General features: G+C 71.4%; 20 protein-coding genes and 1 pseudogene. 11 read left to right on the top strand and 10 right to left on the bottom strand.

The window, feature by feature from the left end; genetic code table 11:
- Positions 1-139: 139 nt before the first annotated feature.
- Together ACIGXP_RS26500 and ACIGXP_RS26495 are read right to left on the bottom strand one after the other, a co-directional pair.
- Positions 140-343, bottom strand: a pseudogene (locus tag ACIGXP_RS26500) (SsgA family sporulation/cell division regulator); the annotation flags it as partial.
- A 597-nt stretch (positions 344-940) separates the two neighbouring features.
- The gene (locus ACIGXP_RS26495) at positions 941-1,408 is read right to left on the bottom strand and encodes an RICIN domain-containing protein (RefSeq protein WP_399772263.1); all 468 of its coding nucleotides are present in this window, start codon (positions 1,406-1,408) and stop codon (positions 941-943) included.
- A 152-nt stretch (positions 1,409-1,560) separates the two neighbouring features.
- Here ACIGXP_RS26495 and ACIGXP_RS26490 point away from each other — a divergent pair, with 152 nt between their 5' ends.
- From ACIGXP_RS26490 to ACIGXP_RS26480, 3 genes are all read left to right on the top strand, one after another.
- Positions 1,561-5,445 carry a hypothetical protein gene (locus ACIGXP_RS26490; RefSeq protein WP_399772260.1) on the top strand — a complete coding sequence of 1,295 codons (3,885 nt, stop codon included), beginning with the start codon at positions 1,561-1,563 and terminating at the stop codon, positions 5,443-5,445.
- A 44-nt stretch (positions 5,446-5,489) separates the two neighbouring features.
- Positions 5,490-6,788 carry a phosphatase PAP2 family protein gene (locus ACIGXP_RS26485; RefSeq protein ID WP_363214739.1) on the top strand — a complete coding sequence of 433 codons (1,299 nt, stop codon included), beginning with the start codon at positions 5,490-5,492 and terminating at the stop codon, positions 6,786-6,788.
- A gap of 111 nt (positions 6,789-6,899) precedes the next feature.
- A complete protein-coding gene (locus ACIGXP_RS26480; RefSeq protein ID WP_399772257.1) occupies positions 6,900-7,721 on the top strand; it encodes an SDR family NAD(P)-dependent oxidoreductase in 822 nt (273 codons plus the stop codon).
- Positions 7,722-7,769: 48 nt separating this feature from the next.
- On the opposite strand, the gene ACIGXP_RS26475 is transcribed toward ACIGXP_RS26480, so the two are convergent.
- From ACIGXP_RS26475 to ACIGXP_RS26450, 6 genes are all read right to left on the bottom strand, one after another.
- Positions 7,770-8,930 carry an MAB_1171c family putative transporter gene (locus tag ACIGXP_RS26475; RefSeq protein WP_399772254.1) on the bottom strand — a complete coding sequence of 387 codons (1,161 nt, stop codon included), beginning with the start codon at positions 8,928-8,930 and terminating at the stop codon, positions 7,770-7,772.
- Positions 8,917-9,444 (bottom strand): regulator component, encoded by a 528-nt coding sequence (locus ACIGXP_RS26470; RefSeq protein WP_363214729.1) that lies wholly within the window; start codon positions 9,442-9,444, stop codon positions 8,917-8,919. The genes ACIGXP_RS26475 and ACIGXP_RS26470 overlap by 14 nt, the downstream gene beginning before the upstream one ends.
- Before the next feature lie 148 nt (positions 9,445-9,592).
- Positions 9,593-10,597, bottom strand: a complete 1,005-nt coding sequence (meaB, locus tag ACIGXP_RS26465; RefSeq protein ID WP_399772250.1) for a methylmalonyl Co-A mutase-associated GTPase MeaB — start codon at positions 10,595-10,597, stop codon at positions 9,593-9,595.
- Positions 10,598-10,604: 7 nt separating this feature from the next.
- Entirely contained in the window at positions 10,605-12,767 is a 2,163-nt protein-coding gene (scpA, locus tag ACIGXP_RS26460) for a methylmalonyl-CoA mutase (protein WP_399772248.1), read from the bottom strand.
- Positions 12,767-14,569: a methylmalonyl-CoA mutase family protein gene (locus ACIGXP_RS26455; RefSeq protein ID WP_399772245.1), complete on the bottom strand. Its 1,803-nt coding sequence runs from the start codon at positions 14,567-14,569 to the stop codon at positions 12,767-12,769. Before ACIGXP_RS26455 ends, scpA begins: the two co-directional genes overlap by 1 nt.
- An 85-nt stretch (positions 14,570-14,654) precedes the next feature.
- Positions 14,655-15,164: a MarR family winged helix-turn-helix transcriptional regulator gene (locus ACIGXP_RS26450; RefSeq protein ID WP_399772243.1), complete on the bottom strand. Its 510-nt coding sequence runs from the start codon at positions 15,162-15,164 to the stop codon at positions 14,655-14,657.
- Between the two features lie 116 nt (positions 15,165-15,280).
- Between ACIGXP_RS26450 and ACIGXP_RS26445 the strand changes: the two genes are divergently transcribed.
- Positions 15,281-15,796, top strand: a complete 516-nt coding sequence (locus ACIGXP_RS26445) for a YceI family protein (protein WP_399772240.1) — start codon at positions 15,281-15,283, stop codon at positions 15,794-15,796.
- A gap of 2 nt (positions 15,797-15,798) precedes the next feature.
- Here ACIGXP_RS26445 and ACIGXP_RS26440 read toward each other — a convergent pair whose 3' ends face one another.
- On the bottom strand, positions 15,799-17,562 hold the full coding sequence (locus tag ACIGXP_RS26440) for a hypothetical protein (protein ID WP_399772237.1): 1,764 nt from the start codon (positions 17,560-17,562) through the stop codon (positions 15,799-15,801).
- A 224-nt stretch (positions 17,563-17,786) separates the two neighbouring features.
- Here ACIGXP_RS26440 and ACIGXP_RS26435 point away from each other — a divergent pair, with 224 nt between their 5' ends.
- The 5 genes from ACIGXP_RS26435 (at position 17,787) to ACIGXP_RS26415 (ending at position 22,043) form a co-directional block, all read left to right on the top strand.
- Positions 17,787-18,176 (top strand): cell division protein SepF, encoded by a 390-nt coding sequence (locus tag ACIGXP_RS26435; protein WP_055706353.1) that lies wholly within the window; start codon positions 17,787-17,789, stop codon positions 18,174-18,176.
- 607 nt (positions 18,177-18,783) lie between these two features.
- Positions 18,784-19,998: an ATP-binding protein gene (locus ACIGXP_RS26430; protein ID WP_399772235.1), complete on the top strand. Its 1,215-nt coding sequence runs from the start codon at positions 18,784-18,786 to the stop codon at positions 19,996-19,998.
- Positions 19,995-20,363 (top strand): nucleotide pyrophosphohydrolase, encoded by a 369-nt coding sequence (locus tag ACIGXP_RS26425; RefSeq protein WP_399772232.1) that lies wholly within the window; start codon positions 19,995-19,997, stop codon positions 20,361-20,363. The genes ACIGXP_RS26430 and ACIGXP_RS26425 overlap by 4 nt, the downstream gene beginning before the upstream one ends.
- A gap of 166 nt (positions 20,364-20,529) precedes the next feature.
- Positions 20,530-21,018, top strand: a complete 489-nt coding sequence (locus tag ACIGXP_RS26420) for a DUF6099 family protein (RefSeq protein ID WP_363214721.1) — start codon at positions 20,530-20,532, stop codon at positions 21,016-21,018.
- Positions 21,019-21,119: 101 nt separating this feature from the next.
- Complete coding sequence (locus ACIGXP_RS26415; protein ID WP_363214720.1) at positions 21,120-22,043, top strand: LLM class F420-dependent oxidoreductase; 924 nt, start codon at positions 21,120-21,122, stop codon at positions 22,041-22,043.
- Positions 22,044-22,097: 54 nt separating this feature from the next.
- On the opposite strand, the gene ACIGXP_RS26410 is transcribed toward ACIGXP_RS26415, so the two are convergent.
- Positions 22,098-23,015, bottom strand: a complete 918-nt coding sequence (locus tag ACIGXP_RS26410) for a D-alanyl-D-alanine carboxypeptidase family protein (RefSeq protein ID WP_399772229.1) — start codon at positions 23,013-23,015, stop codon at positions 22,098-22,100.
- A gap of 64 nt (positions 23,016-23,079) precedes the next feature.
- Here ACIGXP_RS26410 and ACIGXP_RS26405 point away from each other — a divergent pair, with 64 nt between their 5' ends.
- The gene (locus tag ACIGXP_RS26405; RefSeq protein WP_399772226.1) at positions 23,080-24,075 is read left to right on the top strand and encodes a hypothetical protein; all 996 of its coding nucleotides are present in this window, start codon (positions 23,080-23,082) and stop codon (positions 24,073-24,075) included.
- An 85-nt stretch (positions 24,076-24,160) separates the two neighbouring features.
- Positions 24,161-25,168 carry a DUF6215 domain-containing protein gene (locus ACIGXP_RS26400; protein WP_399772224.1) on the top strand — a complete coding sequence of 336 codons (1,008 nt, stop codon included), beginning with the start codon at positions 24,161-24,163 and terminating at the stop codon, positions 25,166-25,168.
- Positions 25,169-25,206: the final 38 nt, after the last annotated feature.

Genomic DNA, 25,206 nt, shown 5'->3' with positions numbered 1-25,206 from the left:
TCGCCGGCCTCGTCGAGCTGCATCACCCATCCGTTGACCGAGGCGGCCATACCGCCCAGTACTACCGCCGTGAGCGCGAGGTGGCGCCCCGTGCCGGACGAGCCGTACCTGCTCTCGACCGGTCGCACCCTGCAAGGACTCACCCTTCGGCGAGGAAGTGCGCCAGCAAACGGTCGAAGTCGCTGTGGCCGACCTCGGCCCCCCGCGGCACCACTGCCTCCGTTTCCTGCAGGAACGCCTTGAATTCCTGCGCTGGGGCCTTGAGCAGGGCCGTACCGGACGGCGGGTTGAGAAGGACGTACAAGTCGCGGCAGCCCTCCTCGCCGGTGGGCCATATGTGAACCGTTGACCGGCTGGCACAAGCGCGGGGTTGGCCGGACGGCGGGACGGCGGCCGGAGCGGGGCCTGGTGATCGGTGGCTTCAGCGGCCCGGAGATCGCCTCACCCCGGCGGGACGAGTTTTAGGGCGTGGCGACCGGGGCACACCCTGCTGCCGACACCGTCGATGCAGCGCCCTCTTCTGGTTACGCCCACGCTCACAGCCGACAAGCGCCACTGTGAAGGAAGCGGCGCAGCGAGGTGGCAGACCGGGGGCGCCGGGCCGTGCAGGAGTTTGGGCAGTTCGCCGGCGAGCTGCTCGACCGCTACACCCGGCAGCCCGGCCCGGGCATGCTCTCGGCGCTGGTGAACGAGGACGGCCAGGAGGGACGGATGTCCAAGGGTGTGCTCGCGAGCGACGCCCTGTTCCTGACATGGGCGTGGGCCTGGCCCCGTTACCTCGTGAGAGTGACTGCGGGCCGTTCCGGCCCGGTGTCGTGCGGGGTGCGCAAGTCTCGTCCCTGTGATCGGCAAGGTGCTTCGCGACGCCGGGCACGGGGTGTCGCGCCGCCAGGTGACCGTGGCCCGGCCCGGCACATCATGTGCCGGGCCGGGCCGCCGTTCAGAAGTCCCAGCTCTGGCTCGGCGCTCCGTTGCAGCTCCAGCTCACCAGGAGCTGGCCGGCCTCGGGACGCCCGCCCAGGATGTCGAGGCACTTCCCGTTCATCCGGCTACGGATCTCGTTGTTGTTGCGGAACCACCTCTGGTTGATGCCGCCGTCGCAGTCCCACATGCTCACCGAGCCCAGGTCGCCCGGAGCGAAGGCGTAGATCTCCAGACACTTCCCGTTCATGCTGGAACGGATCTGCTCACCGTCCCAGAACCACTGCTGGTTGGTGTTGCCGGTGCAGTCCCACGTCACGGTGGAGGCGCCGTTCTCCTGATGGAACGCGAAGATGTCGGCACACCGTCCGTTCATGTTGGACTTGAGCAGCGGCGCCGCGGCGGATGCCGGCGGAGCCGCCAAGGTACCGCCGACCGCGAGCCCGATGGCCGCCAGCAGCGGCACCAGTCGTTGCGCAGTTTTCATGCTTCCCTCCGTACAGCCAGTGCGCGGTTGCGCTGGCCCTTGTCTAGCTGCCGGGGTTTGTCCGGCGCCGGGACGTGCACGCCGGACATCAACAGCTGGACAACGCGGCTGCGGAAGGCTCGGGAAAGGAAAAGGCTCGGGAGAGGAAGGCCATGCCACGCGCCGAACGCCCGCTCGACCCCGACACCGGTCCGCTCACACGGTTCGCGGCCGAACTGCGGAAGCTGCGCGAGACGGCGGGACGGCCGCCGTATCGGCTGCTGGCCAAACGGGCGCACTATTCGTCCACGACGTTGTCGGACGCTGCGGGCGGGCGCACGTTCCCGAGCCTGAGCGTCACGCTGGCGTACGTGGAGGCGTGTCGGGGCGACCGGCGCGCATGGGAAGCCCGATGGCACGCGGTCGCCGCCGAGCTCGCCGTCGGCGCACCCGGCGAGGAGCCCGGGGAAACCGGCCTGCAGGGCGCACCGTACGCCGGGCTGTCGGCGTTCCAGCCGGAAGACGCCGACCGTTTCTTCGGGCGCGAGCGGCTGACCGACGAGGTGCTGGCGAAGGTGCGTGACCGCCGGTTCCTCGCGGTCTTCGGGCCGTCCGGATCGGGGAAGTCCTCGCTGTTACGGGCGGGGCTCATCGCCCGTGTGCGGGCATCGGGGTGGCCGGTGCTGCTCTTCACACCGGGGCCCCGCCCCGTGGAGGAGTGCGCCATCCGCCTGGCCGCGGCGACGGGTGAGGCGCCCGGCGCGCTGCTGACCGAGCTGCGTGACGATCCCGCGACGCTGCACCTGCGGATCCGGCAGGCCACGGCCGACCGCCCGCCGGACATCGACACGCTGATCGTGGCCGACCAGTTCGAGGAGGTCTTCACCCTCTGCCGGGACCGCGACGAACGGGACGCGTTCATCTCCCTGCTGATCGCGGCCACGACGGCGACGACCAGCCGGACCCGGGTGGTACTCGGCGTGCGTGCCGATTTCTACGGCCACTGCGTCCGGGACCCCCTGCTGGTCGAGGCGATGCGCGACGCGCAGCTCGCGGTCGGTCCGATGAACAGCCAGGAGCTGCGCGAGGCCATCACCCGGCCGGCCGGCATCGCCGGCTGCACGGTGACCGGCCCGCTGCTGGCGGCCGTGATCGCGGACGCGACCGGTCAGCCGGGTGCGTTGCCACTGGTCTCCCACGCGATGGCCGAGACCTGGCGCCGCCGCAGCGGCAACCGCCTGACCCTGGACGGGTACCTGGCGGCCGGCGGAATCCAGCACGCCCTCGCGCAGACCGCCGAGGTCGCCTACCGGGCGCTGACGCCGGGGCAACAGGACCTCGCCAGAACGCTGTTCCTCCGGCTGACCGCGCTGGGCGCCGGTACCGAGGACACCAGGCGCCGGATCACCAGGAGTGAGCTGGACCCCGGTCCCGACACCGTCTTCGTGCTCGAATCCCTTGCCCGGCAACGGCTGGTGACGCTGGACGAGGAGTGCGTCGAGATCACTCACGAGGCGATCATCCGGTGCTGGCCGAGGCTGCGCGGCTGGCTGACCGAAGACCGGGACCGGCTGCTTCTGCACCGTCAGCTCACGGACGCGACCGCCGCCTGGGAGGCGCAGGACCGCGACCCGCACGCCCTGTACCGGGGTGCCCGCCTCGCCGCGGCACTGGACCTGGCCGCTGCGCACGGCAGCCGGCTGACGTCCAGGGAACGGTGCTTCCTCGACGCGAGCAGGGAGGCGCAGGCCGGCGAGATGGCGGCGGTCAGACGGCGGGCGGTCCGGCTGCGGCAGCTGATCACGCTGCTCACCGTACTGGTGGTCATCGCGGCCACCGCGGGCGTGCTGGCCGTCGGCTCGCGCAGCTCGGCCATCCGGCAGCGCAACGTGGCCATCGCGCGGAAGGCCGCCGAGGACGCGGCCGAGCTGCGGCAGCAGAACCCCGCTCTCGCCGCACAGCTGAACCTGGCCGCGTACCGGCTGGCAGCCACCGACGACGTCCGTGATCAGCTGATGAGCACCTTCCCGACGCCGTACACGAGCCGGCTCACCGGCCACACCTCCGACGTGGTCTCGATCTCCTTCGTCCCGCAGAGCACGGTCCTGGCCACCGCGAGCTGGGACCGCACGGTCCGGCTGTGGGACGTCGGGAACGCCCGCCACCCCGTCCGGCTGGCGGTCCTGCACGAGCCCTGGCGGCTGCTCGCGGTCGCGTTCGGGCAGGGCGGCCGCATCCTGGCGGCGGCGAGCGAACGATCGGTGCGGCTGTGGGACGTGTCGAACCGGCGAGCGCCCATCGAGCTGAGCACTCTGCCGGATCAGCCGGGCGCGCCGACGTGGGTGGCGTTCCGGCCCGATGGCGACGTCATCGCCACCGGCCACACCGATGGCGCGACGCGGCTGTGGAACGTGGACGATCCCCGGCATCCGCGGCGGCTGGCCACCCTTCCCGGCCACACCGGCGTGGTCACCTCGGCGGCGTTCGCCCCGGACGGCCGCACACTGGCGACCACCGGCGACACCACCGCCAGGCTGTGGGACGTCACCGACCCCGCGCATCCCCGCCACCGCGACGTGCTGCGCGGCCACACCGACACGGTGACCTCGGTGGCGTTCAGCCCCGACGGCCGGACCGTGGCGACCGGCAGCTGGGACCACACCGCACGGATCTGGGACCTCCGCAGCAGCCCGCGGACGCAGCCACCGGCCGTTCTGCTCGGCCATTCCACGATCGTCTGGTCGGTGGCGTTCAGCCCCGACGGCCGCACACTCGTCTCGGTCGGCGGGTCCATGCTGTTGTGGGACGTCACCGACCCGGGACACCCGCAGCGCGTCAGCGCGATTCCCGGCGGGGTCTACCAAGCGGCCTTCAGCCCGGACAGCCGCATGCTCGCCGACTCCGACCGGCTGCTGGACCTGCGGGACCTGTCGCTCGGCACCCACGACGACGTGGTCACGTCCGTGGCCTTCGCCCCTGGCGGCCACCTGCTCGCCAGCGCCGGCTGGGACGGCACCGCACGGCTGTGGCAGGTCACCGGCGGCCGGGCCCTGTGGCCGCTGGCCGTCCTGCACGGGCACACCAGGTTCGTCCGGTCCGTGGCGTTCAGCCCGGACGGGCGCACCCTTGTCACCGCCAGCGAGGACACCACCGTCCGCATCTGGGACCTGGCCGATCCACGCAGACCGCGGCTCACGTCGATCCTCACCCCTCACGCCGGCGAAGTCGGCGGGGCCGGCTTCGGCCCGGACGGCCACCTGCTGGCCGTGTGGGCACACGATGCGAACGGACTGTGGGACCTGAGCGATCCCGCCCGTCCCCGGCCGCTGAGCCGGATCGCCCGGGGCGGGCCGAACGTCACGACGGCGTCGTTCCGGCCCGACGGCCGCACGCTGGTGACGAGCACGGGCGAGTCCGGCTCGCTGCGGTTCTGGGACATCGGCGATCCGCGCAGCCCCCGGGAACTGCCGTCACCGTTCCGGTCCGACCCGCTGACCGGTGGGGTGTTCAGCCCCGACGGCCGGAGCCTGGCCGCCGTCCACCGGACGGACAGGACGGTCTGGCTGATCGATGTCAGCGACATCGGCCGCCCGGCGAAGACGAGGCAGCTTCAGGCGTCCGGCTCCTGGCTCTACGGACCGGCCTTCTCCCCGGACGGCCGACGGCTGGCAGCCGGCGCCGCGGACGGCAAGACCCTGTTGTGGGACGTGGACGGTGCGGCCACTCCCGCCGTCCTCAGCGGCCACTCCAATCCGGTACCGGCCGTGGCGTTCGGCCCGCACGGCGACACCCTGGCCACCGGCGGCAACGACTTCACGGTCCGGCTCTGGGACACCGGCCCGGACCGGATCGCCGCCCGCATCTGTGACAGCGCGTACCCGCGGATCACCCCGGCCGAATGGGCACGGTACTTCCCGTCGGTCGCCTTCGCCCCACCTTGCCCGTCGGCACGTGACCGCCGCGCGCACCGCTCCGATAGCATGTTCGACCTCGCGATGACGACCCTCATCGCTTTTCCTTTATTCAGCCCATATCGAACAAATCGGCCGGACGATTGATATCTAGAGCGTCGCGGGTGTTTACGCGAATAAACGGCAGAACTGTGCTGTGGGCCGCAGCGGGTGTGGCGGCTCTCGGATTCCTCATCGCGCTGGAGATCGCCGCACGCCGCTACGGTCAGCCGGGGCCCCTCACCGACCAGGCGAAGGGGATGATCTTCGCCCCGAAACCGGGGCCGCTGTACGGCGGTCTCGCGTTGATGATGGTGGTGCTCACCTGGCGGCAACGGTTCATCGCGGCCGGTGCCGCGATCGGCATCGACATCGTCTTCGTGCTGGTGCGGTGGGCGGTGGACGCCAAGGCCGACGACGGCCATTCCGTCGGCAACGGCGCGTTGTGGGTGATGCTGGGCTGTGCCGTCGTCGCTGTCACACGCCGCACCGGCGCCGAACGCGTCCTGCTGCTCAAGGGCGTCGGGCTGGGCCTGCTGCTGGTGGCCGGCCGCAAGGCCGGCGACACCTGGCTGTTCATCACCGCGAAGGCCCGCCCCTCGGTGCTCGACCCGTATGTGGCCACCGCCGATCACGCGCTGGGCAACCCGTCATGGCTGGTGGGCCGGATCGTCGACGCCACCGACCCGATCGGCCCCGGTCTTCTCCACGTGGTCTACGGGCAGCTCGCGGTGGCCGCGGTCGTCGTCGCGCTGTACCAGCTGCGGAACGTGGCGGTCGAGCGCCGCTTCCCCAGCCATCATCTGGTCCGCACCTTCCTGGTCATCGGCCTCCTCGGGCCGGCCATCTACATGATCTTCCCGGTGGTCGGACCGGTCTTCGCCTACGGCCCCGGCGCCTCCGGCACCGGCGGCGTGCACTGGGCGGTGGCCGACCTGTGGCCCCACACGCCACCGCCGATCAGCCCCCCGCACCCGGTGCCGTACGACGGGCTCACCCCCCGCAACTGCATGCCCAGCCTGCACACGGCGTGGGCCACCACGATCTTCATCCACTCCCGCAAGGGCCCACGGACGCTACGCTGCGCGGGCACGTTCTGGCTGATCGCCACGCTCACCGCGACCCTGGGATTCGGCTACCACTACGGCGTGGATCTCGTCGCCGGCGTGGTGTTCGCGCTCACCATCGAGGCGGCACTGCGCTCGCTCGGCCGCGGCTGGGACCGGTCGGGAATCCAGCTGGTCCTCCACGGAGCGACGGTGTTCGCCGCGCTCCTGGTGTCGTACCGCTGTCTGCCGGTGGAGATGGCCGAACATCCGTGGGTGTCCGGGCCGCTTCTCCTCCTGGCAATGGCCTCGGTGGTCTACGGCTACCTGCGGACCACCAGACTCTGGGAACCGACGGCCGCACCGATGCGGCAACCGGAACCGCAACCCGAGCCGGCTTGCTGACCTGACGCGCGCTCGCGCTTGTCCGAACATCGCCGGTGGCGAACCCCGCGATCTGTGCCCCCGTCTACGATCGAAGCCGTTTTGTGATCTCGGACAGAGGGTCGAAGAACAGTGACGGACAAGCGAGTTGTCATCGTGACCGGCGCGGGCTCGGGCATTGGCGAAGCCACCGCGCGGCTGCTGCGCGAGGGCGGTCACCACGTGGTCGCCTCCGGACGGCGGGTCGAACCGCTGCAGCGGCTCGAAAAGGAGACCGGGGCACTGGCGTGTCCGTCCGACGCGGGCGACCCCGCCGCCGTCGACGGTCTCGTGCGTGCGGCCCTGGACACCTATGGACGTCTCGACGGGCTGGTGCTCAACGCGGGCATCGGGCGCGGCGGAACCGCCGGGGACCTGTCGCTGGAGGACTGGGACAACGTCATGCGGACGAACGTCACCGGTCCGATGTTCCTCCTGCGCGCGGCGATGCCGCACCTGGTACAGACGCGGGGAGCGGTGGTCGGCGTCGCGTCGGTCTCCGCCTTGCGCAACGGCCCGAGCAACGCCCCGTACGCCACGTCGAAGGCCGCCCTGCTGCAGCTGTGCCGTTCCGTCGCCGTCGACTACGGGCGGCAGGGGGTGCGCGCCAACGTGGTGTGCCCCAGCTGGATCAGGACCGAGATGGCCGACCGGCGCATGGCGCGTTTCGCACAGGAGGCGGACCTGGGGGACGGCGGCATGGAGGCCGCCTACGAGCAGGCGACCAGGCTGCTGCCCATGGGCCGGCCGGGCGATCCGCGTGAGGTCGCCGAGGCGATCAGCTGGCTGCTCTCTCCCGCTGCGTCCTTCGTCAGCGGCGCGGTGCTCACCGTCGACGGCGGGGCCACCGCCGTCGACCTCGGCACCGTCGCGTTCGACCACCACATCGCACCGCGCGGCGGCAGCGGACTCTGACACCTGCCGCGGCAGTGCCCCCTCTGTGCTGCCCGACGCCGCTGCCGGTCAGCGGCGTTGGGCGCGCAGCGGGCCGGGCACCGCGGGGAGCGGGCCGGTGCGGGACGGCCACATCCTGGCGATCGCCAGAAGTGTCGCCGGGCTGCCGCGTTCGACGCCGGGCAGGGGGCGCGGGTCGGACGGCGGCGCGCCGCTGAGCTTGGCCCGCCGGGCCTCGTCCAGCGCGCCGGCGAGTGCCGCCGCGGCCAGGCGGTCGCCCCGCATCCCCGCACGGCCGGCCTGCCGGTGCGCCGTGTCGTACGCCTGGGGCGGGACGTACTGCTGCAGTTCCAGGAGCGCGTCGTACGTCTCGATGATCTGCCGGTGCGCCTGCAGCGACCACGAGGAGCGGGGACGCAGCACGGCCTGCAGCCGGCTGCGCTGCGGGCCGGCGAGGGCCACCTGGGGGACCGCGACCACCAGATCACGCCACAGTGGCCACAGCCGCCAGACCGTCCGCAGCGCCGCCATGGACCGGGCGAGGGCGGTCGCGGTCGGCACCAGCAGCGAGGCCGCGCGGAAGAAGCCGTGCACGCTGATGATCACGGACAGGTAGGGCAGCAGGTCCTGGTCGGGCACGTAGAGGTGGTAGAGGTAGCCGCACCAGAAGACCAGGGCCAGGACGCTGCCCATCGCGAACATCCGCAGTGACCACACGAGGTCACGGTCGGCCGTCCGCAGACTGTACGGCCAGCAGACGACGACGGCGGCGGCGTCCCCGGCCAGATGGGAGACGGCGAGGATCAACCAGTACAGGGACGAGGCGGTGGCCGGACCCTGGGCCGACGCCGGGGCAGTCGTCCGAGTGACCCCGAGCAGGTCCAGCGCGAGCAGCGAACCCAGCGCCGTCACCAGGCCCAGGATCACGGTGACACGCTGGTGCCGGGCCCGGGTGGAGTCGACGATGAAGAGGAGCACCAGGCCCGCGCTCAGCACGCCGATCAGGTTACGGGTCAGCGAGACCGTGTGGGCGCCGATGCCGAGGGCCGCGCAGCGGGCCACGACCTTCGGCTGGAAGAGCGTGATGGCGATGGTCGCGGCGAAGACCGTGAGCCACAGTCCCCGCTGGTTCGGCAGGCGCAGCGCGGGACCCGCCCGCCAGACCAGGGCGATCCACAGGACGACGACGCTGCAGACTCCGACGTGGTCCGCGAGCTCAGTCGCTGTCAACGGCCGTCACTCCCAGGAAGGCACCGAGTCGCCCCAGGGGGCCGGCCGGGCGACCGGGCTTCCCGGCGCTCTGTATCAGACTGGCGATCATCTCGGCTTCTTGTTCCTCGCTGGTCGTGTAGCTGGTCCGGGCCATGATCCGGTTGACGACGTGCGGCTGGAGCTGGAGATCGCCGACCAGCGGACCGGCCAGGTCCTCGGCTCTGTTGGTGATGCCCCGGTGGTGATCGCAGAGCACATGGCCGATCTCGTGGAGGATGATGTGCTCCCGGTGCAAAGGCGCGGTCCGGGCCTCGTAGAAGACGTAGTCGGCCTTGTCGGTGCCCATCCACAGCCCGCAGACCCCGGTCGCCGCGACCTCCTCGGGCAGTTCCCGGAGCACGAGAGGGCGGCCCCTCAGCTCCTCCACCCGCTCACGTATCGCTTCGAAGGGAAGGGAACGCTGTACGCCGAGATCACGCAGGATGGCCAGGCATCTGCGCTGCAACGCGACGTATTCACCGGTTGTCCTCACTTACTGTCTTGACCCCCTTCCGATGAAGACAGCTCGTGGCACGTCACGTTGTGCTCGCGGCCCGAACCCGACCCAAGCTAACCAACCGTCCGCCGCTGGGACCAAGCCCGGACCGCCATGTGCCCGGCCTTTGGCTCAAACCCGGCGCTCAGGCCCCGGCCGGGGGAGTCGTACGGCCCTCGAACGCCGCCAGGATGCGTTCCGCCGCCAGGGTCGCGGTCAACCGGCCCTCCCGCACCTGCCGTTCGAGTCCGGGCGCGGCGTCGCGCACCGCCGGGTCGGCGTGCAGCCGGCCGAGCAGTTCGTCGCGGACCATCGCCCAGGTCCAGCCGACCTGCTGATCGCGTCGCTTGGCGGCCAGCCGCCCGGTGGAGTCGAGCAGGGTGCGATGCTGCTCCAGGCGCTCCCACACCGTCTCCAGGCCCGTCGACTCGCGGGCGCTGCAGTGCAGCACCGGCGGAGTCCAGAACGCCTCCTTGCCGTGCATCAGCCGCAGCGCACCCGCCAACTCCCGTGCCGCAGCCCGCGCGTCGTGCTCGTGCGGACCGTCGGCCTTGTTGACGGCGATCACGTCGGCCAGCTCCAGAACGCCCTTCTTGATGCCCTGCAGCTGGTCCCCGGTGCGGGCCAGCGTCAACAGCAGGAAGGAGTCGACCATGTCGGCGACCGCGGTCTCCGACTGGCCCACGCCGACGGTCTCGACGAGGATCACGTCGTAGCCCGCCGCCTCCATCACCACCATCGACTCCCGGGTGGCCTTCGCGACGCCCCCCAGCGTGCCCGCGCTGGGGGAGGGCCGGACGAAGGCCGCCGGGTCGACCGCCAGGCGTTCCATGCGCGTCTTGTCGCCGAGGATCGAGCCGCCGGTGCGGGTCGAGGAAGGGTCGACCGCGAGGACGGCGACGCGATGGCCGAGCGAGGTCAGCAGCGTGCCGAACGCGTCGATGAACGTCGACTTGCCGACACCCGGCACCCCGCTCACACCGATCCGCCGCGCCCGGCCGCTGTGCGGGAGCAACTCGGTGAGCAACTCCTGCGCCAGCGCCCGGTGCTGCGGCCGGGTGGACTCGACGAGCGTGATGGCGCGGGCCACCAGGGCCCGCCTGCCGTCGAGCACGCCCTTCACATACGTGTCGAGATCGATCGCAGCCATGCGGGGGCTACAGGTCGTGGCCGAGGTCGGCCGACAGGCGCTGCACCAGGTCGTAGGCCGCGTCCGGGATCACCGTCCCGGGCCCGAACACGTCCGCGGCGCCCATCTCCAACAGCGTCGGCACGTCCTGCGGCGGAATCACCCCGCCGACCACGATCATGATGTCCTCGCGGCCCTCCTCGGCGAGCTTCTCGCGCAGCGCCGGTACGAGCGTGAGGTGACCGGCGGCCAGTGACGACACCCCGACCACGTGCACATCCGCCTCGACCGCCTGCCGGGCGACCTCCTCGGGCGTCTGGAACAGCGGGCCGACGTCGACGTCGAAGCCGAGGTCGGCGAAGCCGGTGGCGATCACCTTCTGGCCGCGGTCGTGGCCGTCCTGGCCCATCTTGGCGACCAGGATGCGCGGCCGGCGCCCCTCGGCCTCCTCGAAGGCGTCCACCAGGGCACGGGTGCGGTCCACGGACGGGGACTGGCCTGCTTCGTTGCGGTACACACCGGAAATCGTACGGATCTGGCTCGCGTGCCGGCCGTACACCTTCTCCAGGGCGTCGGAGATCTCACCGACCGTCGCCTTGGCGCGGGCCGCGCGCACCGCCAGCTCCAGCAGGTTCTCCTTGCCGTCGGCCGCCCGCGTGAGCGCGTCCAGGGCGTCCTGACAGGCCTGCTCGTCCCGCTCCGCGCGCAGCCGCCGCAGCTTCTCGATCTGCTGGGCGCGCACGGAGGAGTTGTCGACCTTGAGGACCTCGATCGCCTCGTCGTTCTCCACGCGGTACTTGTTCACGCCGATCACCGGCTGACGGCCCGAGTCGATCCGCGCCTGCGTGCGGGCCGCGGCCTCCTCCACGCGCAGCTTCGGGATGCCGGCGTCGATGGCCTGTGCCATGCCGCCCGCCTGCTCGACCTCCTGGATGTGCGCCCAGGCCTTGCGCGCGAGGTCGTACGTCAGTCGCTCCACATAGGCGCTGCCGCCCCACGGGTCGATGACCCGGGTGGTGCCCGACTCCTGCTGGAGGAGCAGCTGGGTGTTGCGGGCGATGCGCGCCGAGAAGTCGGTCGGCAGGGCGAGGGCCTCGTCGAGGGCGTTGGTGTGCAGCGACTGGGTGTGGCCCTGGGTCGCCGCCATCGCCTCCACGGCCGTACGCGTGACGTTGTTGAACACGTCCTGCGCGGTCAGCGACCAGCCCGACGTCTGCGAATGGGTACGCAGCGACAGGGACTTGGTGTTCTTCGGCTCGAACTGGGAGACCAGCTTGGCCCACAGCAGCCGGGCCGCCCTGAGCTTCGCGACCTCCATGAAGAAGTTCATGCCGATCGCCCAGAAGAAGGACAGGCGCGGCGCGAACGCGTCCACGTCCAGGCCCGCTTCCCGGCCCGCCCGGAGGTACTCCACACCGTCCGCGAGCGTGTACGCCAGCTCCAGGTCCGCCGTCGCGCCGGCCTCCTGGATGTGGTAGCCGGAGATGGAGATGGAGTTGTAGCGGGGCATCCGCTGCGAGGTGTACGCGAAGATGTCGGAGATGATCCGCATCGACGGCTTCGGCGGATAGATGTAGGTGTTGCGGACCATGAACTCCTTGAGGATGTCGTTCTGGATGGTCCCGGCCAGCTTCTCGGGCGGTACGCCCTGCTCCTCCGCCGCCACGATGTACAGCGCGAGCACCGGCAGCACGGCGCCGTTCATCGTCATCGACACGGTCATCCTGTCCAGCGGGATCCCGTCGAACAGCTGCCGCATGTCGTAGATGGAGTCGATGGCCACGCCCGCCATGCCGACGTCGCCGGTCACACGCGGGTGGTCACTGTCGTAGCCCCGGTGCGTGGGCAGGTCGAAGGCGACCGACAGGCCCTTCTGACCGGCCGCCAGGTTGCGCCGGTAGAAGGCGTTGGACTCCTCGGCGGTGGAGAAGCCCGCGTACTGGCGGATCGTCCAGGGCTGGTTGACGTACATCGTCGGGTACGGGCCGCGCAGATACGGCGCGACACCGGGGTACGTCCCCAGGAAGTCCAGGCCCTCCAGGTCACGGCCGGTGTACAGCGGCTTGACCCCGATGCCCTCCGGGGTCTCCCACACCTGCTTCTCGCCGCCGGTCGCCGCATGCCACTCGTCGGCACTGCCGTCGGCGACCGGCGTCCCCAGCTCGATGCCGGCGAAGTCGGGGATTCCCATCAGGACACTCCCATGCGGTCGAGGGTCGCGGACAGCACGGCCACGGCGTCGCAGCCCGCGAAGACGTACGAGTCGATGCCGGAGTACTCGGCCGGGCGGCCGGCGAGGAACACGTGCCGGGCGCCCGCCGCACGCAGCGACTCGGCGGTCTGCTCGGCCTGTTCGGCGTACAGGGCGTCGCTGGAGCACAGCACGGCTTCGGTGGCGCCGCTGTCCTCGAAGCGGCCCTCGGTGACCGGCTCGATGCCACCCGCCTGGAAGAGGTTCGAGGCGAACGTCGCGCGCGCGGTGTACGCGGCGGCCGAGCCCATCGTCGCGAGGAAGACGCGCGGGCGGGCGCCGGTCTTCGCCAGGTGGGCGTCGGAACGGGCGCGCAGCTCCTCGTACGCCTCGTCGCGGCGCACCCGCGGCAGACCGCCGGACGGCGGCTCGGGCGCGGGCTCGCGCTCCACCGGCTTCTCGGCGAGAAGCGGGAACTCGCTGACGCCGGTGATGGGTTCGCGCCGCTTGGCGAGCTTCTTGGAGCGCTCCGCCCAGGTCGTCGCGAGGTCGGTGCGCAGCCGGCCGGAGCGCAGTACGGCCGCCTGACCGCCGTCGCGCTCGATCGTCCGGAAGTACTGCCAGGCCGCCTGCGCGAGTTCGTCGGTCAGCCGCTCCACGTACCAGGAGCCGCCCGCCGGATCGATGACCCGGGCCAGGTGGGACTCCTCGATGAGGATCGTGGAGGTGTTGCGCGCGATCCGCCGGGAGAACGCGTCGGGCAGGCCGAGCGCGTGGTCGAACGGCAGCACGGTCACGGAGTCGGCGCCGCCGACCCCGGCGGCGAGCGTCGCGACCGTCGTGCGGAGCATGTTCACCCACGGGTCGCGGCGGGCCATCATCACCGGCGAGGTCACCGCGTGCTGCACCTGCGCGCCCGGAACCGCGCAGACCTCGGCGACCCGGGCCCACAGCCGGCGCGCGGCACGCAGCTTGGCGATGGTGAGGAACTGGTCGGCGGTGGCCGCGTAACGGAACTCCAGCTGTCCCGCGGCCTGTGCGGCGCTCAGCCCCGCCTCGGTGAGCTCCCGCAGATACGCCACGCCGGTGGCGAGCGAGGCACCGAGCTCCTGCGCGGCCGAGCCGCCCGCCTCGTGGTACGGCAGCGCGTCCACGGTGAGGGCGCGCAGCCCGGGGTACTGCTCGGCGCAGCGCGCGGCGAGGGCCGCGTACGGCGCGAAGTCCAGCGGGGTGCCGGTGCGGGCCTCGTACCCCAGCGGGTCGCCGCCCAGATTGCCGCGTACGGCCTTGGCGTCGACGCCCTTGTCCGCGTACAGCCGCAGCAAGGTCCCGGCCGCCTGCTCGGTGTCCCGTCCCGCGTCCAGGACGACCGGCGCCAGGTCGAGGTACACGCCCTCCAGCGCCCGGCCCAGCGCGTCGACCGGGATGCCGCCCTCGCCCAGCACGAGCCACAGCGAGGTGCCGCCGTTCTCCAGGTCGGCCAGGACGGCGTCCTCAGTGAGGGCGGTGTGCCGCTGCCGTACGTCCCAGCCGCCCGCGGTGTTGCCCTCGGGGCGGGTGCCGCGTACATAGGGGGCGAAGCCGGGCAGGCCGGGGTCGGGCGCGGCGTCGCGCGCGGTGTAGAGGGGCCGGGTGCGCAGCCCGTCCTCAAGCGTCGTGGACAGAGCGTCCTCAGCTGCCTCACCCGAGACTTCCTTGCCCGACTTGCGCAGCACACCCTCGACCAGGCGTTGCCACTGCTCGTGTGTCGCGTCAGGGAACTCGGCGGCCAGTGAGAGCCCGTCGTCAGGCAGGACCGTCATGGCTCGGATGCTAGGGCAGCATGCTCAAGTGAGTGCAGGGCAGGGGCTGTGAGGTTTCCCTCCTTGCGGTTGTGACCTGTGCCGCTCAGTCGCCGGAGGGCTCCTCGTCCGGGTCCGGCAGCTCCGGTACGAGCGCGCACATGGCCGCGCGCTGGTCGGGGCCCATGGAGTCGGCGAGGGCCTGCCGGACGGTCCCGGCGAGCAGGGCGGAGCTCTCGCTCAGCAGGTCACGGGCCTTGTCGGTGAGGGCGACCTGCACACCGCGCCTGTCGCCGCACACCGACGTGCGGGTGACGAGCCCCGCCCGCTGGAGGCAGGCGATCTGGTAGGTGAGCCGGGTCTTGGGGCGGCCGAGGAGGTCGGCGACCTGCGTCATGCGCAGTCCCGTGCGGGGCTGTTCCGCCAGCAGACACAGGATCAGGAACTCGTCGTGGGAGACGTCGAGGGTCTCCTTCACGACCGACCGCAGCCGCTGTTCCACGGTGCCCGTCGCGGCCAGCAGGATCATCCAAGCGCGCAGCTCGGCGGGGAGCAGGCCGGCGCCGGCGGCGGGGCATTGCGGCCGGTCGGCAGGGGGCGCGTCGGAGTCGTGCATGAAGGCGAGTCTACCTGTGGTCCAAATTTGGACGAGTAGGTTGTTCAATTTTGGATGAGCGTCTAGCGTGGCGCTTGCTCATCCAAATTTGAACCACTCGACTCGGGAGTACGACCATGACCGTCGCCGTGCAGACAGGCACCTGGCAGCTCGATTCGGCCGCATCCACCGTGGCGCTGCGGCACAAGACCCTGTGGGGCCTGGTCACCGTGAAGGGTGCCTTCACCGCCGTCACAGGCGCGGGCGAGGTACGGCCCGACGGCTCGGCCACCGGCACCGTGACCGTGGACGCCGCCTCCCTGGACACCCGGCACGCCAAGCGCGACACCCATCTGCGTTCGGCCGACTTCCTCGACGCCGGCACCCACCCGGAGATCACCTTCGCCGTCCGCGGCGCCGACCGCCTCGACGGCGACGGCGTGCGGATCACCGGTCAGCTGACCGTGCGGGGCGTCAGCAGGCCCGTGAGCCTCACCGCGCACCTGACCGGCGCGAGCGCGGACGCGGTCACCCTGGAGGCGGAGTTCACCGTGGACCGCGAGCAGTTCGGCATGGGCTGGAACCAGTTGGGCATGATGCGCGGCCTGACCACGGTGACGGCCGGGCTCCGCTTCACCCGCACGGCCTCCTGAGGTCAGCCCTCGGGGTCGAGTTCGGCCCGCTTCACGTCCCGCGTGGACAGCGTCTGCGGGGTCGCCGTGAACGCGCGCAGCCGCAGCCGGGTGCTCTTCTTCGCCGGCACCTGGAACCTCCCGGACGGTGCCCGGAGTTCGACGGTCGCCGTCGTGTGGGCGGGAATCGTGGCCGGTCCGCGCACCTGCGTCCAGTACCGGTTCATGCCCTGGCCCGTGGTGATCATGTAGTGCGGGGTGAGCGGGTCGTCGCCGGTGTTGGTCACCTTCACGGACATCGCGGAGACCGTGTGCGCGGACGGGCGCCGGACCGCCGAGATGTCCATCCGCAGCGGCGGCCTGCCCGTCACGGCGAGGGTCGCGCTCACCAGGGCCGGTGCCACCAGCAGCACCACGGCCGCGGCCAGGGCGGGCCGACGGCGCGTGCCGGTCAGCCACCGGGGCCGCGGCTGCCAGGCCCGCGAGAAGTGCGACAGCGGCGCCGTGATCGCCGCCGCCAGCCACAGCGGCGTCATCAGCAGGTAGTAGCCGTCCTGGGAGCGGGTCGCCACATAGAAGGCGCACCAGGGCAGTACGGTCGCGGCCGGACCCAGCCGCCGGACGAACAGCGCGAACAGGGCCAGCAGGGCCGCGGCCAGCAGCATGCTCGCGTGGCCGTACCAGTCGAGCCGGTCGCTGCCGTGGGTGAAGTACAGCGAGATGCTCACCAGGCCCTGGCCGTGCAGCACCGCGCCCTGGGTCAGCGGCAGCGCGATGCCGCCCAGCCACGGACCCGGCTCGGTCACGATGAAATACGCGTTGATCAGCAGCCAGGTGAGGACCGCGATCCCGAGGATCCTCAGCACCACCCGTGCGGCCTGACGCCCGCCGAGTTCACCGCGGCGCACGGCATAGATCCCGGTCAGCAGGAACGGCGTGACGAACCACGGCAGTTGCTGTGCCGCGCACGCGGCGCCGAGGCACGCGGCCCGCGCGATCCCGGCCGGGCCCAGCCGGCCCCCGGCGCCGAGTTGCGGCCAGCGCACCACCACCGGCACCAGCAGGACCAGACCGACGATCGCCGGATAGCCCTGACGGGCGTACATCGGCAGGAAACCGAAACCCAGACAGAGCATCGTGGCCGCGGAGCGCCAGGGCGTCGGCAGCAGCCGCCACAGCACGACCGTGCCCGCGATCAGCACCACCGTCACCGCCGCCGTCGCCGGTGCCCCGTTGTGGCCCAGCCACAGGAAGGGAGCGGTGATCAGCGGGGTCAGCGGGGGATAGCCGTAGGTGAAGTCGTAACCGCCGGTCGTCGTCGCCGTCAGGGCGACGCCCTTGAGGCGGAAGAGCCACGGCCACGGGTGGTCGTACAGCTGGTGCCCGCCCACCATTTCGTGCGCGGCCTGTGTCGTGAGGACCGCCTCGTCGCCGCCGGCGTGGTTCAGCGCCCAGGTGCACAGCGTGAGGACGATCGCCGTCCCCAGCACCACGAGGTCCAGGCGGGCCAGCGAACGCGTACGGCGGACCGTGAGGGCGAGCACGCCGGTCACCAGGATCGAGGCGTAACAGAGCGAGATCGCGGCCGCGAGGACCAGATGGTGCGTGGCCGCCTGTGTCCACACCGTACGCGTCCCGATGAACAGGCTGACGTCGGCGAGCAGGGTGAGCACGCGATGCCACTGCGCGGGGGGTCCTTGGACCTCCGCGCGGGCAACCGGGAGGGCGGACACCGCCGACTGCGTCCGCCGGCCGGGTGTCACCTGCTGCGTTTCTGCCAAGTGCACGGGAGTGGACGCTAGCGGGGGTGGATGACCGACACATGGCCGGGCGTAAAGGGAACGGTATGAGCGCGGTAAGAAGCGGGCGTAAGCGTACATGTGTCGCGGTTCGCTTGCGGCGCGGGGCGCCGGAGCTGTCGCGCAGTGTGTCGTTGTTGGGCCGAACGGGTGACTTGGCGTAAGAATTGGCTGGTGCAGGCAATGAGTGCGAGTCAGGTCGGGGGGAGCCGGTGAGCCGCTACGACGTCACCGATGAACAGTGGGAAGGGCTCGCCCAGGTCGTGCCGCTGCGGGGCCGCGACGCCTGGCCGTCCGCGGTGAACCACCGCTCGCTGCCGGACGCCGAGACCGAGACCCGGCGAAGGTTCGTGGTCCTGCGGGTCAATGTGTTCGCGGACGCCCGGGAGGTCGCCGAGACCCTGATGGCCGGCGCGCCGGTCCTGCTCGACCTGACCGGCGCGGAGACCGAGGTCGCCAAGCGCGTCCTCGACTTCAGCACGGGCGTGGTCTTCGGCCTGGGCAGCGGAATGCACCGCGTCGACCGCAATGTGTTCCTCCTCACCCCACCGGGCACGGAGGTCAGCGGGCTGATGGAGGGCGTCGGGGTGTCGGGCGGCTGAGAACGCCTCCGGCGGTACGGGTGAGGGTGTCTTCGGGGTGTGGGCGAGGGCGTCTTCGGCGGTCGAGCACGTGTGCCTCCGGCGGTTGGGGCGACGGCGTCTGCGGCGGTTGAGCGGGGCTGTCTTCGGCCATTGGGCGCGTGTGCCTTCGGCGGCTGAACACGGGTGCCTCCGGTTGTCGGGCGCGGCACCTCTGGCGGCTGAGCCCGCGCTCTTCGCAGTGACCTGTGGGGCACGGGCCTTGCCGGTCGCGCGGCCGGATGAGCGCCGCCGTGCCGGCTGACGAGGAGGCCGGGTCGAACGCCTCCGCGCCGTCGACCACGGTCGCCTTCCCCTCGGCGGCCTGGTGGCAGTTGTGGCGCGGTGGCGGCTGTGATGGGGCGGCACGGTGGCAGCCAGGTGGCGGCTGTGGTGCGGCAGCGCGGTCGCGGCGTGGCGGCGACTGCGGATGTGCAGGGGCGGTGTGTCCGGTGGGATCGAACGGCCCTTGGCCGCTGTCACTCGACCGAGTGGCCCCGGTGCCGTTTGTGCCTGTCCGATCGCCCGATCGTAGGAAGGTGCCGGACAGGAAACGGTTCGGCGGATGGGCCGGGACTACGGTCCGGGCATGGCCGTGCCCTCCGTGCCCTCCGTGTCCGCCGAACCGCCGGCGGCCGACGCGTCCGTCGCGACCGTCCCCGCGCAGAGCCGCGAGACCCGCGAGCCCCCCGATGTGCGTGCCCGGATCACCGAGTTGCGGCTGTCGGCCTTCGCCGGGCACCGGCGGGCCGGGTTCCCGCTGGGGTCCGTCACCCTGTTCGCGGGACCCAGCGGCGCGGGGAAGACGACCGCGCTCGCGGCGTACGGGGCGCTCGCCCGGCTCGGCGGCGGAGCCTCGCTCTACGAGGTGTTCCCGGACCCGGTGGCCTGTGTGCCGCAGGGGGCGCGCCCCGACGCCGGAGGGCGAAGGGGCTTCCGGATCGGGTGTACGGCCGACGGCGCCGAGGGGCCGGTCCGGCTCGATGTCGCCGTACAGGCCGAACCGGACCTCAGGATCGTGGGGGAGCGGCTGACCGCGGGCGGCGTCGTCCTGCTGGAGACCGCGCTGCGCGACCCCGGGCGCGGTACCGTCCAGGCCGCCTGGCACACCGCGGGTGCCGCCCCGGTGACCCGCGCCCCGCTGCCCGACGACCGCCTCGGCACCGCCCTGTTGCCGCTGCGCGTAGCCGGCAAGACGGACGGACAGCGCCAGGTGCTCGCCGCCGCCGAGCAGATGGTGGTCGCCCTGCGCTCCGTCTTCCCCTGCGATCCCCGCCCCGAGGGCATGCGCACCCCCGTCCGCACCGGCTCCGGCCGGCTGCTGCCCGGCTGCGACAACCTCGCCGACGTGCTGTGGCGCACCCGCGCGGAGTGCGCCCGCCGGCACGGTCTGCTGGTCGAGGCGCTGGGCGCGGGCTGCACCGGCCCGGTGACCGACGTGGTCGCCGAACCGTTGCCGGACGGCACGGTACGGGCGCTGCTCGACCGCGGCGCGGGCCCCCGCACCGAACTCGCCCGGCTCGGCGACGGCGAGCTGCGCTATCTCGCGTTGACGCTGGTCCTGCTGACCGGGCCCGGTGTCCTGGACCTGGACGCGCCCGGCGAGGTGCCCGACGCGCTGCGCACCCTCACCGTCCTCACCGACGGCTTCGACCGCTGCCTCGACCCGGCCCAGCGCCGGGAACTGCTGCGGACGGCCGTCCGGATGGGCGAGCGGGGGCACATCCGGTGCGTGGGCGCGGTGAGCGACGCCTCTTGGGCGGCCGGGGCCGAGGGCGTCACAGTGGTACACCTGGACGCGTGACCGAACCTCTCGACCTGGCCCGACTCCAGCGCAGGCTCGCCGAGTTCGCGGCCGCGCGGAACTGGCAGCCCTACCACACCCCCAAGAACCTGGCCGCCGCGCTCTCGGTGGAGGCCTCCGAACTGGTCGAGATCTTCCAGTGGTTGACCCCGGAGGAGTCGGCCCGGGTGATGGCCGACCCGGGCACCGCACACCGCGTGACGGACGAGGTCGCCGATGTCCTTGCCTATCTCCTGCAGTTCTGCGACGTGCTCGGCATCGATCCGCTGGCCGCCCTGTCCGCCAAGATCGACCGCAATGAACAGCGCTTTCCGGTGTCGGGCGCGGAGGGCGGCTCCGAGGGGCGCGAACTGCCGGAGGGCTGAACTCCGTTATTACTCTCCGCAGTCAAATCGCCGGTCGAATCCGAATTGTTGTCCACAGATTTCCGTCTACCTCTGGTTTTTCGTCCCATGCACCCTCACTCTGGGTAGTGGACAAGGGAGTTCCAGTGGGCGTGCGAGGACGCACGCGGAAGGACGGGGGCGACGCATGGATGCGATACGGCTGATCCTCACGAGCCGGCGTGCCCTGGCGGGCGGCGCCGACGCGGGCGAGATCATGGCGGAGGTGTGGCAGGCCCAGGCCGTGGCCCAGGCGATCGGCAGCCGGCTCGCGGTCTCCGGGCCGCCGGAGCTGCGCGGCGAGGCGCTCGGCCTGACCGAGCTGGCGGGCCGGGGCTGCGGAGTCCTGGATCCGCCCGAACTGGACCTGGGCGATCTGCGCGCCGCCCAGCTCACCGAGTTGGACGACGCCCGCGAGACGCTGCTGTGCCTCGGGGGTCTGCTCGGCGAGGTCGGCATGGCCCTGGTCGGCGTGGCCAGCGCCGCGGCCGACGAGACGACGTACTGGCAGTGCATGGAGGCCATCGACGCGGCCGACGAGTCCCGTGACCGCGTCCTGGAGATGCTGCGCAAGCTGGCGGCACGGGAGGAGGCGTTACAGGAGGACGGCAACCGGAACAGTCCGTCGGGCGTTTGAGGACGGGGCCCTGTGGGCGGGTGGTTTTCACCCGACCGGGGACGGCCGTGCCCGGCGGTACCGGCGAGGTGGACACGGTGTGCGGCGTGCAGGATGGATGTATGGACCTTCGAATCTTCACCGAGCCCCAGCAGGGGGCCACCTACGACACCTTGCTCACCGTGGCGAAGGCCACTGAGGACCTGGGCTTCGACGCCTTCTTCCGCTCCGACCACTATCTGCGCATGGGCAGCTCCGACGGCCTGCCCGGTCCCACGGACGCCTGGATCACGCTGGCCGGCCTGGCCCGCGAGACCAAGCGCATCCGCCTCGGCACCCTGATGACTGCAGGAACCTTCCGGCTGCCCGGCGTGCTCGCCATCCAGGTCGCCCAGGTCGACCAGATGTCCGGCGGCCGGGTGGAGCTGGGCCTCGGCGCGGGCTGGTTCGAGGAGGAGCACAAGGCGTACGGCATCCCGTTCCCGAAGGAGAAGTTCGCGCGACTGGAGGAGCAGCTCGCGATCGTCACCGGGCTGTGGGCCACCGAGGTCGGCAAGACCTTCGACTTCCACGGCGCGTACTACGACCTGACCGACTCGCCCGCGCTGCCCAAGCCCGCCCAGCAGAAGGTCCCGGTGCTCATCGGGGGCCACGGCGCGACCCGCACGCCGCGGCTGGCCGCCCGGTACGCCGACGAGTTCAACATCCCGTTCGCCTCCGTCGAGGACAGCGAGCGGCAGTTCGGCCGGGTGCGGGCCGCCGCCCAGGAGGCGGGCCGCGGCGCGGACGCGCTGACGTACTCGAACGCGCTCGTGGTGTGCGTCGGCCGGGACGACCGGGAGGTCGCCCGGCGCGCCGCCGCGATCGGCCGTGAGGTGGACGAGCTGAAGGCCAACGGCCTGGCCGGCTCGCCGGCCGAGGTCGTCGACAAGATCGGCCGGTACGCCGCGATCGGCTCCCGGCGGATCTATCTGCAGATGCTGGACCTCGACGACCTGGACCACCTGGAGCTGATCTCGGCGCAGGTGCAGTCCCAGCTGTCCTGACCCTGCCCGGGCGGGGGAGGCCGTCGCCGTGCCCGGCGGCGGCCACCACCCGGGTCAGCCGCGCTGTGCGAAGCCGTAGTCGAGGATCTTCGCGGCGTCCGTGAAGCGCTGGTCCGCCGAGGTGTCGGCGAGGATCGTGCCCACGACCGTCCGGCCCCCGCGGGTCGCCGCGAACACCAGGCAGAACTGCGCCTCCGGGCCGGAGCCGGTCTTCACACCGATCGCGCCCCGGTAGGTGCTGAGCAGCGTGTTGCTGTTCTTCCACGGGTCCATCGCGTGTGTCCCGCCGCCCGGCCGGTAGGACTTCATGTCCTTGTACAGCGGGGTGCCGACGACCTTCTTGAACGTCTTGTTCTTCAGCGCGGTCGCGGCCAGCTTGGTCAGGTCGCGCGGCGAGGCGTGGTTGTTGCCGTTGGACACCCCGTCGAAGGAGTCGAAGTAGGTGTTGGTCAGGCCCAGTTCCCGGGCCTTGCTGTTCATCTTGGCGATGAACGACTTGGTCCGCTGGGCCGTCGTCGACCCCGTGCCGTAGGTGTCGGCGAGCGCGTAGGCCGCGTCGCAGCCCGAGGGCAGCAGCAGCCCGTACAGCAGGTCCTGGACGCTCATCGAGTCGCCGAGGATCAGATGGGCGGTGGAGTAGCGCAGCTGCTGCGTGGCCGGGTCGATGACGTAGTCGGTGTACTCCTTCTTGATCTTCACCTTGCGGCCGAGGTCCAGGTGCGGCTGCGACAGCACCACCAGCGCCGTCATGATCTTGGTGGTGGACCCGGTCCGCAGCTGTGCGTCCGGTGCCTTGCCGAACAGCGTCGTGCCCGTGGCCGGATTCATCGCGTACGCGCCCTGGGCCGACACCTGCGGTGCAGGGGCCGCCTGGGCGGGAGCGGCCGCGAGGACCCCAGTGCTCAGGACCGCACCCGCCAGCGCCAGGACGACGGTTCGTCTGCGGGCGCGGACTCCGTGGCCGTAGGTCATGATTCCCCTTGAGTCAGTGGTCAGTTGACGGCTGATCACTATGCCGTAACGGTGGATGTTCTGTGTGGGAACTGTGGGCTCCATCACGGCGCCGGTGATCCAGGACTGGTCGGATGGCCGGGTGCGCAAAGTCCTCCCTCTCGTCCTCACCGGCCTGTTCGCCCTGTCGGCCTGCCGGCTCGCCGAACACGACGACCCCGCAGACGAGGCCGGCCGCCTCAACACCATGGCGGCGTTCCCGCTGCACGCCTACGTCCCGGACCCCGCCTCGGACGGCGCGAATGCCGTCAGCAGCGCTCAGTGGATCCTCGGCAAGCAGTGCATGGTCCGGCTCGGCTTCGCCGGCTTCGCGGTCCTCGACACCAAGGCCGTCGAGTCGACCTACCCGGTCCGGCAAGGAATGCTCCCGCACGAGGGAACGTTCGGTGACGACAGCCCCTACGGAGTCGTCGACCCCGATCTGGCGTCCGAGCACGGCTATCACAACCGGAAACCGGACGCCTCCGCCCAGCCCCAGGAGTGGCCCGCCGACCAGTACGCCGCGCTGACCGGCAGCTTCGAATCCGGCGACAGCCGCTTCGCCCACGGCCACCGCATTCCCGAGGGCGGGTGCCTGGGGGAGGCGATGCGGAAGATCTACGGCCCGCCGCCCAAGGTGACGAAGGTCAACGGCATCAAGCTCACCGGCTATTACTCCCTGGCCTTCGAGCTGTGGTACGAGTCCCACAAGAAGGCGACCAAGGACCCGGCCTGGAAGAAGGCCGACCGTGCGTGGTCGGCCTGCATGAAGAAGAAGGGTTTCTCCTACTCCGACCCGGACAAGGCCTCCATCGACTCCCACTGGTTCGGGCACCGCAAGCCGTCGGACAAGGAGAAGGAGACGGCGACCGCCGACGCCCGTTGCAAGCTCGACACCGGTTACGTGCCTGCCGTGCACGCCCTCGAAGTGCACATCCAGAAATCCCTCATCGGCAAGAACAAGGAGAAGCTGGACACTCTGCGGTCGACCGACGAACGGGCGGTACGCAAGGCCCGGACGATCACCGGCCACGCGAAATAACGGGTACTTCACGAAAACCGGTGGTCACCGCGGAACTATGGCTTCCACCACAGCGTGATGGGGCCGGCCCTGCTGAGATCACCGGATGCTCGGTTTCCTCCTGCGGCTGCTGCCGTTCTGGGTCCGTGAGCCTCTGCTCATCGTGGTCGGATCCGTTCTCGGTGTACGCATCGTGTACCTCGCGGTCCGCGACCACGACCGGATGCTGGCCGGTCTCGGTGTGGTGTTCCTCGTGTTCACCGCGATACGCGTCCACACGGTGGTCCGGGCGCTGCGCGCGCGCCGGAACCCGAACACACCGGTTCCCGCAGCCGGGCCGGCGGCCGGCACAGCGCCCCAGCCCCAGCCTTCGGCCCGGCTCCAGGCAGCGGCCGTGCCGCAGCCGGCCCCGGTCGCTGTGGAGAAGGCGCCCAACGCGTGGGGGCAGGCCGTTGCGGCCGTGGCCTTGTTCGGGGCGTTCGGGGCCGCGCTGTGGCTGGCTCCGCACGTGCTGCCGTCCCAGGACAACACGGCGCAGCCCGCCACCTGTGCGGGCGAGGAACACGAGAAACTGCCGAACGTGTACAAGAAGGATCCCCGTCCCCTGACCGGCGAGGCGCTGTGCAAGGCACTCAACCGGCCCGATCTCGCCCGGCTCCTCGGTACGCCCGCAGAGACCGCGACCACGGCCTCCGGCAGCAACAACACCGCTGCCCTGACCGATGGGAGGGTCGCCGAGCCGGAGGCCGAGATCGCGTTCGACACCTACACCGTGAATCTGTCGGCCACCTACAACGAGCTGTCGATGGCCCAGTACGTGAAGCTGAAGAGGATCGGGGGCGAGCAGAAAGTCGAGACGCGTACCGTTCTCGGCCGGCCCGCGGTCTTCTCCTCGGATCACACCATGAAGCTGAGGATCAGACTCGGGGACGGCGGAACCAGCGGCGGACCCGTGGAACAAGGCCCGCCGGCCCGGACCCTGACCGTGGCCCTCGACCAAAAGGACCGCGGCGGCTACTACGACCTGACCGTGTGGAGCACGTCCGGAGCCCTCCCCGACGACAGCGCACTCCTCGCCATCGCGGAGAAGGTCCTGCCCGCGATCCACCCGTAGGAGCCCTGGGAGGGGTGCTGCCAAGAGGCCGGCGTGGG

The sequence above is a fragment of the Streptomyces sp. NPDC053069 genome, assembly GCF_044546895.1.
Classification (GTDB): Bacteria; Actinomycetota; Actinomycetes; order Streptomycetales; family Streptomycetaceae; genus Streptomyces.
The sequence above is the reverse complement of the archived record's forward strand: the minus strand, read 5'-3'. Positions and strand labels throughout refer to the sequence as shown.

Coding starts and splice junctions, on each gene's coding strand:
- ACIGXP_RS26420 (WP_363214721.1), top strand. CDS start 20,530: ATGGATGCGATACGGCTGATCCTCACGAGCCGGCGTGCCCTGGCGGGC.
- ACIGXP_RS26455 (WP_399772245.1), bottom strand. CDS start 14,569: ATGACGGTCCTGCCTGACGACGGGCTCTCACTGGCCGCCGAGTTCCCT.
- ACIGXP_RS26450 (WP_399772243.1), bottom strand. CDS start 15,164: ATGCACGACTCCGACGCGCCCCCTGCCGACCGGCCGCAATGCCCCGCC.
- scpA (WP_399772248.1), bottom strand. CDS start 12,767: ATGGGAATCCCCGACTTCGCCGGCATCGAGCTGGGGACGCCGGTCGCC.
- ACIGXP_RS26400 (WP_399772224.1), top strand. CDS start 24,161: ATGCTCGGTTTCCTCCTGCGGCTGCTGCCGTTCTGGGTCCGTGAGCCT.
- ACIGXP_RS26430 (WP_399772235.1), top strand. CDS start 18,784: ATGGCCGTGCCCTCCGTGCCCTCCGTGTCCGCCGAACCGCCGGCGGCC.
- ACIGXP_RS26490 (WP_399772260.1), top strand. CDS start 1,561: ATGCCACGCGCCGAACGCCCGCTCGACCCCGACACCGGTCCGCTCACA.
- ACIGXP_RS26410 (WP_399772229.1), bottom strand. CDS start 23,015: ATGACCTACGGCCACGGAGTCCGCGCCCGCAGACGAACCGTCGTCCTG.
- ACIGXP_RS26495 (WP_399772263.1), bottom strand. CDS start 1,408: ATGAAAACTGCGCAACGACTGGTGCCGCTGCTGGCGGCCATCGGGCTC.
- ACIGXP_RS26415 (WP_363214720.1), top strand. CDS start 21,120: ATGGACCTTCGAATCTTCACCGAGCCCCAGCAGGGGGCCACCTACGAC.
- ACIGXP_RS26445 (WP_399772240.1), top strand. CDS start 15,281: ATGACCGTCGCCGTGCAGACAGGCACCTGGCAGCTCGATTCGGCCGCA.
- meaB (WP_399772250.1), bottom strand. CDS start 10,597: ATGGCTGCGATCGATCTCGACACGTATGTGAAGGGCGTGCTCGACGGC.